Origin of the sequence: Acinetobacter lactucae, from assembly GCF_013122135.1 — a bacterium.
Classification (GTDB): domain Bacteria; phylum Pseudomonadota; class Gammaproteobacteria; order Pseudomonadales; family Moraxellaceae; genus Acinetobacter; species Acinetobacter lactucae.
The window spans coordinates 3316725-3331063 of the sequence record NZ_CP053391.1; the positions used below are offsets into that span (position 1 = coordinate 3316725).

Annotated in this window: 17 protein-coding genes; 6 read left to right on the plus strand and 11 right to left on the minus strand. The window is 38.8% G+C overall.

The genetic code is table 11. The features are described from left to right. Positions 1-122: 122 nt before the first annotated feature. Complete coding sequence (trxA, locus tag HLV59_RS15480; RefSeq protein ID WP_016142169.1) at positions 123-449, plus strand: thioredoxin; 327 nt, start codon at positions 123-125, stop codon at positions 447-449. A 322-nt stretch (positions 450-771) separates the two neighbouring features. Further along, positions 772-2040 carry a transcription termination factor Rho gene (gene rho / locus HLV59_RS15485; RefSeq protein WP_016144371.1) on the plus strand — a complete coding sequence of 423 codons (1269 nt, stop codon included), beginning with the start codon at positions 772-774 and terminating at the stop codon, positions 2038-2040. A gap of 194 nt (positions 2041-2234) precedes the next feature. Here the strand turns inward: rho and HLV59_RS15490 are convergent, their stop codons facing one another. Further along, positions 2235-2360: a hypothetical protein gene (locus tag HLV59_RS15490; protein WP_002117184.1), complete on the minus strand. Its 126-nt coding sequence runs from the start codon at positions 2358-2360 to the stop codon at positions 2235-2237. Between the two features lie 94 nt (positions 2361-2454). Here HLV59_RS15490 and HLV59_RS15495 point away from each other — a divergent pair, with 94 nt between their 5' ends. Continuing rightward, positions 2455-2706 carry a hypothetical protein gene (locus HLV59_RS15495; protein WP_171430332.1) on the plus strand — a complete coding sequence of 84 codons (252 nt, stop codon included), beginning with the start codon at positions 2455-2457 and terminating at the stop codon, positions 2704-2706. Positions 2707-2853: 147 nt separating this feature from the next. Here HLV59_RS15495 and HLV59_RS15500 read toward each other — a convergent pair whose 3' ends face one another. From HLV59_RS15500 to pheS, 3 genes are read right to left on the minus strand one after another with little or no spacing between them, the layout of a single operon-like run. Continuing rightward, positions 2854-3150 carry an integration host factor subunit alpha gene (locus HLV59_RS15500; RefSeq protein ID WP_000126166.1) on the minus strand — a complete coding sequence of 99 codons (297 nt, stop codon included), beginning with the start codon at positions 3148-3150 and terminating at the stop codon, positions 2854-2856. Beyond that, on the minus strand, positions 3147-5528 hold the full coding sequence (pheT, locus tag HLV59_RS15505; RefSeq protein WP_171430333.1) for a phenylalanine--tRNA ligase subunit beta: 2382 nt from the start codon (positions 5526-5528) through the stop codon (positions 3147-3149). Before pheT ends, HLV59_RS15500 begins: the two co-directional genes overlap by 4 nt. A 32-nt stretch (positions 5529-5560) precedes the next feature. Further along, complete coding sequence (gene pheS, locus HLV59_RS15510; RefSeq protein ID WP_005066295.1) at positions 5561-6541, minus strand: phenylalanine--tRNA ligase subunit alpha; 981 nt, start codon at positions 6539-6541, stop codon at positions 5561-5563. A 158-nt stretch (positions 6542-6699) separates the two neighbouring features. Here pheS and HLV59_RS15515 point away from each other — a divergent pair, with 158 nt between their 5' ends. Then, a complete protein-coding gene (locus HLV59_RS15515; RefSeq protein ID WP_171430665.1) occupies positions 6700-7692 on the plus strand; it encodes a hypothetical protein in 993 nt (330 codons plus the stop codon). A 12-nt stretch (positions 7693-7704) separates the two neighbouring features. Continuing rightward, the gene (locus HLV59_RS15520) at positions 7705-8319 is read left to right on the plus strand and encodes a hypothetical protein (RefSeq protein WP_228721987.1); all 615 of its coding nucleotides are present in this window, start codon (positions 7705-7707) and stop codon (positions 8317-8319) included. Positions 8320-8347: 28 nt separating this feature from the next. Here HLV59_RS15520 and rplT read toward each other — a convergent pair whose 3' ends face one another. The 3 genes from rplT to HLV59_RS15535 are packed head-to-tail and all read right to left on the minus strand — an operon-like array spanning position 8348 to position 9113. Then, a complete protein-coding gene (gene rplT / locus HLV59_RS15525) occupies positions 8348-8707 on the minus strand; it encodes a 50S ribosomal protein L20 (protein WP_000124858.1) in 360 nt (119 codons plus the stop codon). Between the two features lie 11 nt (positions 8708-8718). Then, positions 8719-8913, minus strand: a complete 195-nt coding sequence (gene rpmI / locus HLV59_RS15530; protein ID WP_002054552.1) for a 50S ribosomal protein L35 — start codon at positions 8911-8913, stop codon at positions 8719-8721. An 11-nt stretch (positions 8914-8924) separates the two neighbouring features. Beyond that, positions 8925-9113, minus strand: coding sequence for a hypothetical protein (locus HLV59_RS15535; protein WP_025470549.1), 189 nt, complete (start codon positions 9111-9113; stop codon positions 8925-8927). A 38-nt stretch (positions 9114-9151) separates the two neighbouring features. On the opposite strand from HLV59_RS15535, the gene nreB reads away from it, so the two are divergent. Next, on the plus strand, positions 9152-10402 hold the full coding sequence (nreB, locus tag HLV59_RS15540) for a nickel resistance MFS transporter NreB (RefSeq protein ID WP_171430334.1): 1251 nt from the start codon (positions 9152-9154) through the stop codon (positions 10400-10402). A 40-nt stretch (positions 10403-10442) separates the two neighbouring features. Here the strand turns inward: nreB and HLV59_RS15545 are convergent, their stop codons facing one another. The 4 genes from HLV59_RS15545 to thrS all read right to left on the minus strand — a co-directional run bounded on the left by HLV59_RS15545 (position 10443) and on the right by thrS (position 14254). Further along, on the minus strand, positions 10443-10871 hold the full coding sequence (locus tag HLV59_RS15545; RefSeq protein WP_171430335.1) for a YqaA family protein: 429 nt from the start codon (positions 10869-10871) through the stop codon (positions 10443-10445). Positions 10872-10924: 53 nt separating this feature from the next. Continuing rightward, positions 10925-11545, minus strand: a complete 621-nt coding sequence (locus HLV59_RS15550) for a glutathione S-transferase N-terminal domain-containing protein (RefSeq protein ID WP_031947382.1) — start codon at positions 11543-11545, stop codon at positions 10925-10927. A 229-nt stretch (positions 11546-11774) separates the two neighbouring features. After that, positions 11775-12326 carry a translation initiation factor IF-3 gene (gene infC, locus HLV59_RS15555; protein WP_075383312.1) on the minus strand — a complete coding sequence of 184 codons (552 nt, stop codon included), beginning with the start codon at positions 12324-12326 and terminating at the stop codon, positions 11775-11777. Positions 12327-12331: 5 nt separating this feature from the next. Continuing rightward, on the minus strand, positions 12332-14254 hold the full coding sequence (gene thrS / locus HLV59_RS15560; RefSeq protein WP_016144362.1) for a threonine--tRNA ligase: 1923 nt from the start codon (positions 14252-14254) through the stop codon (positions 12332-12334). Positions 14255-14339: the final 85 nt, after the last annotated feature.

Below are 14339 nucleotides of genomic sequence, written 5' to 3' on the forward strand. Positions count from 1 at the left end.
AAATTTAGATAAGCCTTGAATAATAGCATCAAACCCTTACATTGAACTAAGTAGCTATGTAATACTGATAGAGATAATTTTCTCCTGTAATAGCACTTTTTTCTAAAAATTGGAGCCGTACCATGTCTGCGACTATTGTAAATACAACTGATGATAACTTCCAAGCAGATGTTTTAGATTCTGAAACACCTGTACTTGTAGACTTCTGGGCAGGATGGTGTGCACCTTGTAAAGCGATCGCACCTGTTCTTGAAGACTTATCAAGCGAATATGCTGGTAAAGTAAAAATTGTTAAAGTTGACGTGACTTCTTGCGAAGATACTGCAGTGAAATACAACATCCGCAATATTCCTGCTTTATTACTTTTCAAAAATGGTGAAGTTGTAGCTCAACAAATTGGTGCTGTACCTCGCTCGAAACTTGTTAGCTTTATTGATGAAAACGTTTAAGCCAAAATGCTAAAAAAGAAAATACGCTATACTTTTTTATAGCGTATTTTTTTCGGCTATAAATTGACAAATTAGCTAGGCTGGCTTATATTGCATGCTCAAGAGGCACTGAAGGGAATCATCTTCGTCCGGCTTCTTACAAGACACAAACATAAAGATCGCCACTCGGCAACAGAAATTGTTTTTTCACATTTCTCTTCGAAACAATTAATCAGACTTCTGAATTGTTATTGTGTAAATACAATTGCGATAATCTTTTTTGTATGCGAGCGATTTTTCTTCTTTTTAAACCACACTCTACTCTTTCCTAATTCTGACCCTTATGAATTTAACTGAACTCAAGAAAAAACCAATCGGCGAACTAATTAAAATTGCTGAATTTATGGGCCTGGAAGGTATGGCTCGTAACAGAAAGCAAGATATTATCTTTGCCATTTTGAAACGCCATGCGATGAATGGCGAAGAAATTTTTGGTGATGGCGTTCTCGAAATTCTCTCTGATGGTTTTGGTTTTTTGCGCTCTGCCGCAGGTTCGTATTTAGCAGGTCCGGATGATATTTATGTGAGTCCTTCACAAATCCGACGCTTTAACTTGCGTACAGGTGATACCATCACAGGTACTATTCGCCCTCCAAAAGAAGGTGAGCGTTATTTTGCGTTGCTCAAAGTTAACCAAATTAACTACGACACGCCAGAAAATTCTCGAAATAAAATTTTATTTGAAAACTTAACTCCCCTTTTCCCAACCGAACAATTGGTTATGGAATTAGGTAATGGTACGACAGAAGATTTAACTGCTCGTGTAGTTGATTTAGTTGCGCCAATTGGTAAAGGCCAACGTTCTATTATTGTTGCACCGCCAAAAGCGGGTAAAACAATGTTACTTCAAAATATTGCTCAATCGATTGTTAGAAACAATCCAGAAGTATTCTTGATCGTTCTACTAATTGACGAACGCCCAGAAGAAGTAACCGAAATGGAGCGTACTGTTCGCGGTGAAGTTATTGCGTCAACATTTGATGAAGCTCCAGCTCGCCATGTACAAGTTGCAGAAATGGTCATTGAAAAAGCAAAACGTCTTGTTGAACATAAAAAAGATGTTGTGATTCTTCTTGACTCTATTACCCGTCTTGCACGTGCTTATAACACTGTTATTCCGTCATCAGGTAAAGTATTAACTGGTGGTGTAGATGCTCATGCATTAGAGCGCCCTAAACGTTTCTTCGGTGCTGCACGTAATATCGAAGAAGGTGGCTCACTTACGATCATCTCAACTGCTTTGATTGAAACCGGCAGTAAAATGGATGATGTAATTTATGAAGAATTCAAAGGTACAGGTAACCAAGAGATTACGCTTGATCGCCGTATTGCTGAAAAACGTGTCTTCCCTGCTATGAACATCAAAAAATCTGGCACACGTCGTGAAGAGCGTTTAATGGATGATGATAAATTACGTAAAGTATGGATCCTCCGTAAGCTCCTTCACCCTATGGATGAGTTGGCCGCAATGGAATTCTTACTTGACCGTATGAAAGAAACCAAAACAAATGATGATTTCTTTGATCAAATGAAGCGCAAAGCTTCAACTTAATTGATCAAAGCTTTAATAAAAAAGCCACTCTTTTGAGTGGCTTTTTTATTTGGTTGACAAGCTTTACACAAAAATACATTTCGCTCATTTTTATGTAAAATTATTTATAAGTTTTTGATAATAAATATTTTTACATAAAAAATCTCAGTTTTTTTAGTAGCTTACCTCTACCTTTTCCAATATACCCGAGCTAGTTAATTGTTTTTTTCTGTTAAAAAACAGTCTGTTTTTCTCTTTTTCATACGTTTTTTTGATAGGCGGCAGTAGTATTTCAACATTTGCAGTGATAGCATAGCGGCAGACCAGTTAGACTGCTCCATGCGTTGTTACCTAGCTACGTTTTAGGAATAATAAAAGCAAAACAGTCCAACTTAGGTTTTTTTAATCTCAAATCTTTTTTGTGAGAGTGATGCCATGTTATTCAAAAAATTTGCTGTTGCTGCTGCCGTTGCTGCTACTTTAGCTTTCGTTGGTTGTTCTAAGAAAGAAGAAGCTCCTGCTGCTGCTTCTGAAGCTGTAGCTGCTGCTTCTGAAGCTACTGCTGCTGCTTCTGAAGCTTCTACTGCTGCTTCTCAAGCTGTTGATGCTGCTGCATCTGAAGCTGCTTCTGCTGCTGCTGCTTCTGCACCTGCTGCTTCTGAAGCTGCTGCTTCTGCTGCACACTAATCTATATTTTAGATTAGATAAAAAAAGAGGACTTTTGTCCTCTTTTTTTATCCCTAAATTTTATGTATGAATGACTAACCATACTTTTCTAATAATAAGCAAAATTTATTCTAGGTTTATTTGAAATTATAAATAAAAAAAAGCAGATCAATCGATCTGCTCATTTCCAACGCGTTGTCTAAACTTCTGACCCGCTCTGAAGGTAACTACACGGCGTGCAGAAATTGGAATTTCCTCGCCTGTTTTAGGATTACGTCCTGGGCGTTCGCGTTTATCTCTTAATTCAAAATTACCAAAACCAGAAAGCTTAACTTGCTCTCCTGCAATAAGCGCTTGGCTAATTTCGTCGAAGAACAACTCGACCATTTGTTTTGCTTCACGGCGATTTAAGCTGGTTAACTCACTTAAATGATCAGCCATGTCTGCTTTAGTTAATGCTGTCATGAGGCCCTCAATGTCGCTTGATAAGTGTTTTCCAACACTTGGATTATATTGTCCATACCAGATTTAATTTCAGCATCTTCAAGCGTACGTGAAGGATGTTGCCATAATAACGCAAACGCTAATGAGCGCTTACCTTCTTCGACACCCTGCCCCGTATACACATCGAATAACCATGTAGAGTCTAAAAGCTCTCCACCAGTTTTTTCGATTAACTGCTGAATATCTCTAACATTTATATTATCAGAGATTAAAAGCGCAATATCACGTCTGATCGAAGGAAAACGTGATAATTCTGTAAAATTAGATACATAAGATTGCAAAACAGCTGTTTGATCAAGTTCAGCTACCCAAGTCGTGCTCAAATCTAGCTCATTTTCTAAAGATGGATGCAGACGGCCTAAGTAACCAATTGATTGTCCATCAACTAAAATTTCAGCTGATTGCCCTGGGTGCAACCATGAACGCTCAGAACGTACATATTCAACTTTGACACGACCAGCAGCTAAAATCTCTTCAATCTCTCCTTTGAAGTCGAAGAAATCCATTGGCTGAGGCTTAACATGCCAAGATTCTGGTTGTTGTGAGCCAACTGCAACCAAAGCTAAAGTTGGAATCTGTTTTAGATCTTCAATACTTTTAGCATTTTGATAATCAAAACGTAGCCCTAATTCAAAGAAGCGAACACGGCTTTGCTGGCGGTTGAGATTATATTGTACGCAAGGGATTAAACTTGAAAGTAGAGTACTACGCATTGCAGCCAAATCACTTGAAATTGGATTTGCCAGCATTAATGGATTTACTTTCGGGTTTAATTGCTTTTCAAGTTTTGCATCGGCAAAACTAAAGCTAATTGCTTCTTGATAACCTAAACTTACGATAGTTTGACGTAACTCTGCAATTTCAAAGCGGTCTTGATATTTAGCTAATTGAACATCCATGCTTGGTAAACTAATTTGGATATTGTCATAACCATCTATACGCGCTACTTCTTCAATTAAGTCTTGGTAAATAGCCATGTCATAGCGATGTGACGGAGGGACTACACTCCACTCACCTTCAGCTTTAACAGTTACCTCACAGCCTAGTCGAGTTAAAGCATCCGCAATAAACTCACCAGCGACTTGATATCCCAACAATTGGTCTACCTGAGTCTGTTTAAGATCAATTGCTTCACGTTTAGGAAGTAGATCAGTTTTTTCAGCTACAGTAATTGGACCAAACTCACCGCCTGCTAACTCTTGAATAAGCTGAGAAGCACGGTTCATCGCAATTAATGGTAATTCAAAATCCACACCGCGTTCATAACGCTGCGAAGAATCTGTGTGTAAACCAAAACGGCGAGCACGTCCAGCAATAGCAAGTGGCGCAAAGAAAGCACTTTCTAAGAAAATGTCAGTTGTATCATCGGTTACACTAGATGCTAAACCACCCATAATTCCGGCGATTGCCAAAGCTTTCTGGTCATCCGCAATAACCATTATATCTTCTTGCAACTCAACTTCTTGATCATTAAGAAGTTGTAGCTTTTCTTGTGGCTGAGCTTGACGCACATGTACAGTTCCTTCGATTTTAGCTAAATCGAAAGCATGCATTGGCTGACCCAGTTCCATAAGGACATAGTTCGTCACATCAACCAAAATACTGTGCGTGCGAATTCCTGAACGAGCTAAAGCCTGCTCCATCCACTCTGGTGTTGCAGCTTTTACATTAACGTTTTTAACTACACGTCCTAAGTAGCGTGGAGCACCATCAGTGCTAATCACAACTTCTTTTTCATCAGCAGCTGTTGCATCAACTGATTTGATTTCAGCCTCATTCATTTGCAGTTGGTTAATTACTGCAATCTCACGGGCGATACCACGGATACTGAAACAGTCACCACGGTTTGGTGTAATACTGATATCGATGACATTATCATCGAGTTTTAAGTATTCACGGATGTTTACCCCTACTGGAGCATCGGCAGGTAACTCAAGCAAACCATCGATTTTATCTTCAAGATCAATTTCAGAAGCTCCACAAAGCATGCCTTGTGACTCAACTCCACGAAGTTTACCTTTTTTGATTTTGAAATCACCCGGTAACACAGCGCCAATAGTTGCCACAGGCGCTTTCATGCCAGCGCGAACATTCGGTGCTCCACAAACAATTTGTAAAGGCTCATCCGAACCAATATTAACTGTTGTTACACGCAGACGGTCTGCATCAGGGTGTTGCTCAACTGTTAAAACTTCGCCGACCACAACACCAATAAATGGCTTGGCAACAGGTGCAAGTTCATCAACTTCAAGACCAAGCATAGTTAGCTGATCAGACAATGTCTCACTATCAATTGCTGGGTTAACCCATGTGCGTAGCCAATTTTCGCTAATCTTCATCTTTATAAACCTTTTTTAATCCTGAAAAACTGTTAGGCAAATTGGCGTAAGAAACGCACATCATTTTGATAGAACATACGCAAATCATTAATGCCATAACGCAACATTGCAAAACGCTCTACCCCTAAACCAAAAGCAAAGCCTTTGTATTTATCAGGATCAATACCCGCAGCACGCAATACATTTGGATGTACCATGCCACAGCCTAATACTTCTAACCAACGTCCACGCTCATCCATGATATCTACTTCTGCACTAGGCTCTGTAAATGGGAAATATGATGGGCGGAAACGTACTTTTAAATCTTTCTCAAAAAATTCATTAAGCAGGTTAATCAATAAACCTTTTAATTCAGCAAAGCTGGTGTTCTCAGCAACGTATAAACCTTCAATCTGATGGAACATAGGTGAATGCGTTTGATCTGAATCACAACGGTAAACACGGCCTGGACACACGATACGAATTGGTGGCTCACTTGTTTCCATTGTACGAATCTGCACCCCAGAGGTATGCGTACGTAGTAAGTGAGTGGCATCAAAGTAGAATGTATCGTGCATAGCACGTGCTGGATGGTGACCAGGAATATTTAATGCTTCAAAATTGTGATAGTCATCTTCAACTTCTGGACCAGTCGCCACTGTAAAACCAGCTTTAGTGAAGAACTGACAAATTCGCTCTTGTACCTGAGTAACAGGATGGACTGTACCAATACGTTGACCACGGCCCGGCAATGTAATATCAATCGTTTCACTTGCTAGCTTTTGCGCAAGTGCAGCCTGTTGTAATGCAGTTTGACGTTCTGTTAATGCAGTATTAATTGTTTCTCGAACAGCATGAATCGCAGCACCTTGTACTTTGCGTTCTTCAGGGTCCATTTTCCCTAATGCTTTCGATTGTTCTGCAAGCTGGCTTTTTTTCCCTGTAAATTGCACACGCACCTGATCAAGTGCAACAAGGTCTTGAGCTGCTGCAATGGCAGCAAGCGCTTCTGTGGTCAGGGCTTCCAGTGACATATTAACTCTCAAAGCAACAAATTTAAAAAATATAATAAAACACTGCATTCTAACAGTTTTTCATCGAATTGATGAAGTTTATCCATCATGAAAAATGTATTAGGCAACAAAAAGATAAAACGTATAAGATAATAGCATCGTCAATGAGATCAACTATTATGGCGCTTAATCAGATTTGGAAACAACAACTTACGCTTGTGACATACGGTAATGAATACCTCCGTCAGAATTTAAGCTTTAACCAATGGCGACAACATCATATTTTCGACCATCATAGTTTTCAGTTTCGTGACTTAACTTCTCAACATTTATTGGCTCAACACTTCCAAGTCTGGCTAGAAGCATTAAAAAAACAAGGTACCTCAAAGCTCAGCTTACATTTATCAAGCCTTCTCAATGAAGAGCAAAATCCAAACAGTAATGTCGAGCTCCTACCTTATACTCATTTTATTGTGAGTCATCAAAATGATAAGAAATTTGCTTGGATTTTTGGCCATGAGCTTGCCGAATGGTATAACAATGATAATGAGTTTGAAGCCCCTGCCTCACAAACCTGTGAGCTTCGTTTAGAAACTTTCTGGCGTTTTGAGCTCAATGAAAAATTATCAAAAAAAATTGAAGCTGATTTAAAAAATCCGCCATGGCAAGAAATAGCCGACTTTATGGATAGTGAATTATTTCGTAGTAAATATGCAGCAGGCTTTGAAGAACCAGAACTTCAAAATGTTCTTTTTGATGGTACAAATATTAAAAGCTTAGAGCAAAAACTTGCATTAATTCCTGAAAGTTATCCCGCAGATTATGCTCATCAACTTTTATCTCGTACTCAAGCATTAACCGACTATTTAGAACAAAAGAAACATATTGCAAATGATCCTTTAGGAGACGAGCTAGACCAAGAGCAACTCATCAATTTAAGAAACTTTACGCAAAAAACTGATGATTTGTTTGCCAAACTTATTGTTAAGACTGCAAATCACTACCAAACAGCTCAGATTGTACCTGTAATTAAAGCCTCCCCATTCGAGCAATCAAATGAAAATCCACAACATTTGAAATCTCATCATCATAAAAGCACTGGTTCAGGCGTTATTAAGCTGATTATTCTAACGATTATTATTTGTGCTCTGGCTTATTATTTTGGGCTTTAACCACAGGAATATATGAAAATGATATATAAAAGATTACTCCTAACGCTCATTGCATTATGTTCCATTAACGCATATGCACAACAAACTATTTCAAACCAAGAAAAAAGTTCCATTAATTTCCCTGTAATAGAATTTACACTGAGTCAGATTCAACAAGAATTAAAACAATTACAGTCCATTGAAAATCAAGAGCACCCCCAGTATTCAGCCTTAGCTCAACAATGGTCTGAAAATAACTCCAGAATTAACGATTTTATATTTTCACCGCTTAATAATAAAACACAATTAATAAAAGAAAATTTTGAATTATTACAAAAGCAATTGGATAAAACAAAAAAACTTAAACAAGAACTTAATGAAATGAGAATTAGTCTATTAAAAGAAAATAATATAAATCTAGCGCAGTTAGACATTAAAACAGAACAAGGCCTATCTTTAAAGAAACTTTATTTAGAACGTAATCAAATATGTATGCAATATTTTCAGAATGAATTAACAAATACCGCTTTAAATGCAATTAATATGGACTTAAAACAACAATGCACACAAGCTAATTCTAGAGTACAAGAGCTGTCTACGACACTATCTGAAAAATATAATATTCCTGATAATAAAAAAGACCGCTAAAAAGCGGTCTTTTTTTGAATCTCTAAGCTTATGCAGCTAATGCGCCTTTAGCTTTTTCAGCTAAAGCAGCAAATGCTACTGCATCATGCATAGCGATGTCAGCTAATACGCGACGGTCGATGATCACTTGAGCTTTTTTCAAGCCATCGATCATACGGCTGTAAGACAAACCGTTTTGACGAGCACCAGCATTGATACGCGCAATCCATAGAGCACGGAATTGACGTTTCTTTTGACGGCGGTCACGGTAAGCGTATTGACCAGCTTTGATTACCGCTTGGAACGCTACGCGGTAAACGCGTGAACGAGCACCATAGTAACCTTTAGCGCGAGCAAGAATTTTTTTGTGACGACGATGAGCCACTACACCACGTTTTACACGAGCCATTTATAATCTCCTTAGATGTATGGGCACATACGACGAACTGAATTCATGTCAGAAACATGAACCATTACACAGCCGCGTAATTGACGGATACGTTTAGCAGATTTTTTGGTCAAGATGTGGCGCTTGAACGCTTGTTTACGCTTAAAACCGTTTGCAGTCGCTTTGAAGCGTTTAGCTGCACCACGGCGAGTTTTTAACTTAGCCATAGTAACCTCTTTTAGGCACCTGTTCGGCGCGATTGCACCATTGCAAAATCGACCTGCAGGTAAGGAAGCGCGTATTTTATAGCATGCTGACTAAAATTAAAACTATTAGTTACTGTTTTTATGGGTGCAAAGAAAGACTTTTCGATTTTAACTGTGGCAGCGATACCAATAATAAATAAAGTAGTTGTCCTTTTTTCCATTTATAATATGATCAAATTATCAACATACGATATTCCTAATGCAGAAACACGATGCATTTGCTGCCTTACGCTACAGAGATTTCTCAATCGTTACGATTAATCAATTTTGCTTAACTTTAGCAATTCTGATTCAAGAAATTATTGTTGCTTACTCACTCTATCGAATCACCAAAGACCCTCTGACTCTAGGTTTAATTGGACTCGCAGAAGCCATTCCTTTTATTACCCTTTCCCTTTGGGGTGGCTATTTTGCAGATAGATTTAATAAACAGATTATTATGAAAATCTGTTTATTTTTCTCGGTTCCTCTCCCTTTAGTTCTGTGGTCACTGTTCCATCTACATGGTTTAGGTCATATCAGCGTAAATTTCCTTTCTTGGGGTATTTATGCAGTCATTTTTGGATTAGGTACTATACGTGGGTTTTATAATCCCTCTGCAACGTCTTTAAAACCATTTTTGATTCCTCGTGAACTGTATGCAAATGGTGCAACATGGACGACGATCGGTTGGCAAAGTGGTGTAATTATCGGGCCAATGCTTGGTGGTTTCATGCTTGCCTATTTAGGCCGAGAAACAAGTCTATTTAGTGTTGCTGTTTTACTTGGTATTTGTTTTATCTTAATTAACCTATTGCATAAGCGTAGTTTCCCTAAAATTGAAACTGCGAATGTTTTAGAAAGTTTAGGAGATGGTTTCCGTTTTATCTGGAAAACCAAAATTGTTCTTTGGGCAATTTCTCTTGATTTAGCTTCTGTTTTATTTGGTGGAGTCATCGCGTTATTACCAATTTTCGCAGAAGATATCTTAAAAGTTGGTCCAGAAGGACTTGGATATTTGCGTGCGGCGCCTTCTATTGGTGCTCTCGTTACTATGATTGCTTTGACTCGATTCCCGCCAACTCAGCATGCATGGCGTAACATGTTACTTGCCGTAGCCGGTTTTGGAGTATTCACTATTTTATTCGCCTTCTCGAAAAATATGTGGTTATCTCTATTTGCACTGGCGATGACAGGCGCTTGTGACAGTATTTCGGTTGTAGTTAGACAAACTATTTTGCAAATTTTCCCGCCAGAAAATATGCGTGGTCGCGTTGCGGCTGTAAACGGAATGTTCGTTTCATCAAGTAATGAGCTTGGTGCATTTGAATCAGGTTTGGCGGCAAAATATTTGGGAACGATTACAGCAACTATTTTTGGTGGTTGTATGACTTTGGTCGTTGTTACTTTCTGTTGGCTAAAAACCAATGACTTATTTAAAGTCGATATTACTAAAAGCTCAGAAGACTAATGAAATCATTTTAATTTAAGCATCTTCGGATGCTTTTATTTTAAATAATGTCTGTAATCACCCAATAGATAAAAATATAACGCCCCGCCTTCGCAATCAAAACGATAATTAAAAAGCGCCAAAAATTTTCTTTGAATAAACCAGCAACTAAAGTAATTGGATCTCCAATCACAGGTGTCCAACTTAGAAGCAGCGAATAAAATCCATACTTATGATAAAAACGTTGAGCTTGTTCTAAACGTTTTTCAGAAACCGGGAACCACTTTTTGTGTTTAAACTGCTCTATTTTTAAACCTAGCCACCAGTTGACACACGAGCCCAGTACATTTCCGAAAGTGGCGATAGAAATTAGAAGGAAAGCAGAATGTTCTTTTTTTAATAACAAGGTGGCGAGCACAGATTCGGATTGTAACGGTAATAATGTGGCCGCCCCGAACGCACTCAAAAAAAGTAAAAAGTAACTTAGCATATTAAATTAGACCAAATCACCTTTCACTTTATTCATTACGGTATCAACAAGAATTAGATAACTTTAATTGATAATGCTTTTTGTATCGCAGGACGTGCCGTCAAGCGAACAATATATTCTTGTACGTAAGGATAATCTTCTAATTGAATACCCTGCCATTCATAGCGCAATATCCAAGGTAAAATTGCCATATCAGCAATCGAGTATTCACCTGCAACAAACTTCTGTCCAATCAGCTGTTTGTTCAGCACACCATATAAACGTTTAGTTTCATTTACATAGCGGTCTATCGCATATGGGATTTTTTCTGGTGCAAAGCGGTTAAAATGATGATTCTGCCCAAGCATAGGCCCTAGCCCACCCATTTGCCACATGAGCCATTGTTCAACTTCAACTCGCTCTTGCTCATCAGTTGGATAAAATAATCCAGTTTTCCGACCTAAATATTGCAAGATAGCACCTGATTCAAATATTGAAATTGGCTCACCACGAGGTCCATCTTGGTCAACAATCGCAGGAATTTTATTATTTGGAGAAATTCTCAGAAAGTCTGGTTGAAATTGATCATTTTCTAAAATATTAATTGGATAAAGAGTATAATCCAGTCCCATTTCTTCTAAGGCAATTGTGATTTTATGTCCATTGGGAGTTCCCCAATAATATAGATCAATCATTCTATTTTCCTATTCATCGTTATCATGACTGCGTCTTGCGTTATAGCATGTTTTAAGAGGGACGATGAAATTTCCAACACTAAAAAAATACATAAAATTCAAGAATTGAATTTCTTTTAAAAGATATAGTAATTGTCTTAAAGAAAACTGAACAGAGAAAATTAAATCATCTTTTTTATTATGATAAGGATATAAAAAAGCACTGCTTTAGCAGTGCTTTTTTTGAGTATTACTTTTTCTTTTTCGGTCCAAGTAACATACCCATTTGACGGCCTTCCATTTTAGGTGCTTGTTCCACAACCCCAAACTCAGCAACATCAGCTTCAATCTTTTGTAATTGAGCTAAGCCAAGTTGTTGGTGAGCCATTTCACGACCACGGAAACGTAAGGTGATTTTCACTTTGTTTCCTTCTTCAAGGAATTTCAAAATAGCACGAAGCTTAACTTGATAATCACCAACATCAGTTGCAGGGCGCAGTTTGATTTCCTTCACTTGCACTTGATGCTGTTTTTTCTTCGCATCTTTTTGCTTCTGCTTAAGGTCAAACAAGTGCTTGTTGTAATCCATAATTTTACAAACAGGCGGCTCGGCGTTTGCAACGATCTCAACTAGGTCAAGATCTGCCTCTTCAGCAGCGCGCAGTGCTTCATTTAATGAAACAATTCCTTTTTGCTCACCGTCAGCACCAACGAGGCGTACTTCTTTTGCACGGATCTCGTCGTTAATTGCTGGGCGGTTGCTTTTTGCACCTTGTTGTTGGTTACGGTCAGGCTGTTTAATCTTTCTTACTCCACAATATACCGGCCACGTTCGGCGACGGCAGACTTCACTAAGTCAATGAATGCATCTACTGACATAGTACCTAAATTTTTTCCTGAGCGAGTACGCACATTCACTGTACCTTCTTCAACTTCTCGGTCACCAAGAACTAACAGGTAAGGAATACGCTCTAGAGTACGCTCACGAATCTTAAATCCGATTTTTTCATTTCTCAAGTCAGAAATAGCACGAAGGCCATTTTCTTTGAGTTTTGCTACGACGTTCTCACAAGCTTCAGCTTGAGAGTCCGTAATATTCATGACACATGCTTGTAACGGCGACAACCAAGGTGGCATGAAACCAGCGTAGTGTTCAATTAGTATACCAATAAAACGCTCAAAACTGCCAAGAATTGCACGATGCAACATAACAGGCTGATCACGATCATTGTCTTCAGTCACATAAGACGCATCTAAACGTTCTGGTAAGTTGAAGTCACACTGAATAGTACCACATTGCCATACACGTCCGAGACAGTCTTTCAATGAGAATTCAATTTTCGGACCGTAGAACGCACCTTCGCCTGGTTGTAATTCCCATTCTAGACCCGCTGCATCTAAAGCATCTGCTAAAGATTTTTCAGCCATATCCCAAAGCGCATCATCACCCACACGTTTTTCTGGACGTGTAGAAAGTTTCATTTGCACTTCTTCAAAGCCAAAATCTTTATAAACATCTAAAGTCAGTTTAATAAAGTCTGCAACTTCCTGACCGATCTGTTCTTTAGTACAGAAGATATGCGCATCATCTTGTGTAAAGCCACGTACACGCATAATACCGTGTAAAGAACCTGATGGTTCGTTACGATGACAAGAACCGAACTCAGCCAAACGGATTGGTAAATCACGGTAAGACTTCAAACCTTGGTTGAACACTTGCACGTGACATGGGCAGTTCATTGGCTTGACCGCATAGTTACGATTTTCAGAATGAGTCGTAAACATGTTGTCAGCATAATTCGCCGCATGACCTGATTTTTCCCACAATGTAAAGTCTACAATTTGTGGTGTTTTAATCTCAAGGTAACCGTTGTCTTGCTGAACTTTACGCATGTATTGTTCAAGTACTTGATAAATAGTCCAGCCATTTGGATGCCAGAACACCATACCCGGTGCTTCTTCTTGCATATGGAACAAGTCTAAAGCTTTACCAATTTTACGGTGGTCGCGCTTTTCAGCTTCTTCAATACGTTTGATGTACGCAGCGAGCTGTTTCTTGTCTGCCCAAGCTGTACCATAAATACGTTGAAGCTGTTCGTTCTTCGCATCACCACGCCAGTATGCACCAGAGATTTTAGTGAGCTTGAATGATTTTAAGAATTTAGTATTCGGTACGTGTGGACCACGACACATATCCAAATAATCTTGATGGTAGTACAAGCCCATTTGTGTTTCTTCAGGCATGTCTGCAATCAAGCGCAATTTGTATTCTTCGCCACGCGCAGTGAATTCAGCAATAACTTCATCACGCGGTGTCATTTTTTTAACGACATCGTAATCTTGATCGATGAGCTTCTTCATACGCTCTTCGATCGCTGCCATATCATCTAATGTAAAAGGACGTGGCATCCAGATGTCGTAGTAAAAACCTTCTTCAATGACTGGACCAATCACCATCTTAGCTTCAGGGAAAAGCTGTTTAACAGCATGTCCTACAAGGTGTGCACAAGAATGGCGAATGATTTCAAGACCTTCTTCATCTTTTGGAGTGATAATTTGTAAGGTCGAATCTTCGGTAATTAAGTCACATGCATCAACTAAGCGATCATTTACACGGCCAGCAACAGTATTTTTTGCTAGACCAGGCCCGATACTTTGGGCAACTTCCATAACAGATACAGCGTGATCAAAACTCTTTTGATCGCCATTTGGCAATGTGATAATTGGCATAAAAAAATCCTTAAGGAGTGATGCCCTATACGAAGGAGCATTTCACCGCGAGATTATGATCGAGGCGAACCTCAAAATATAAAAA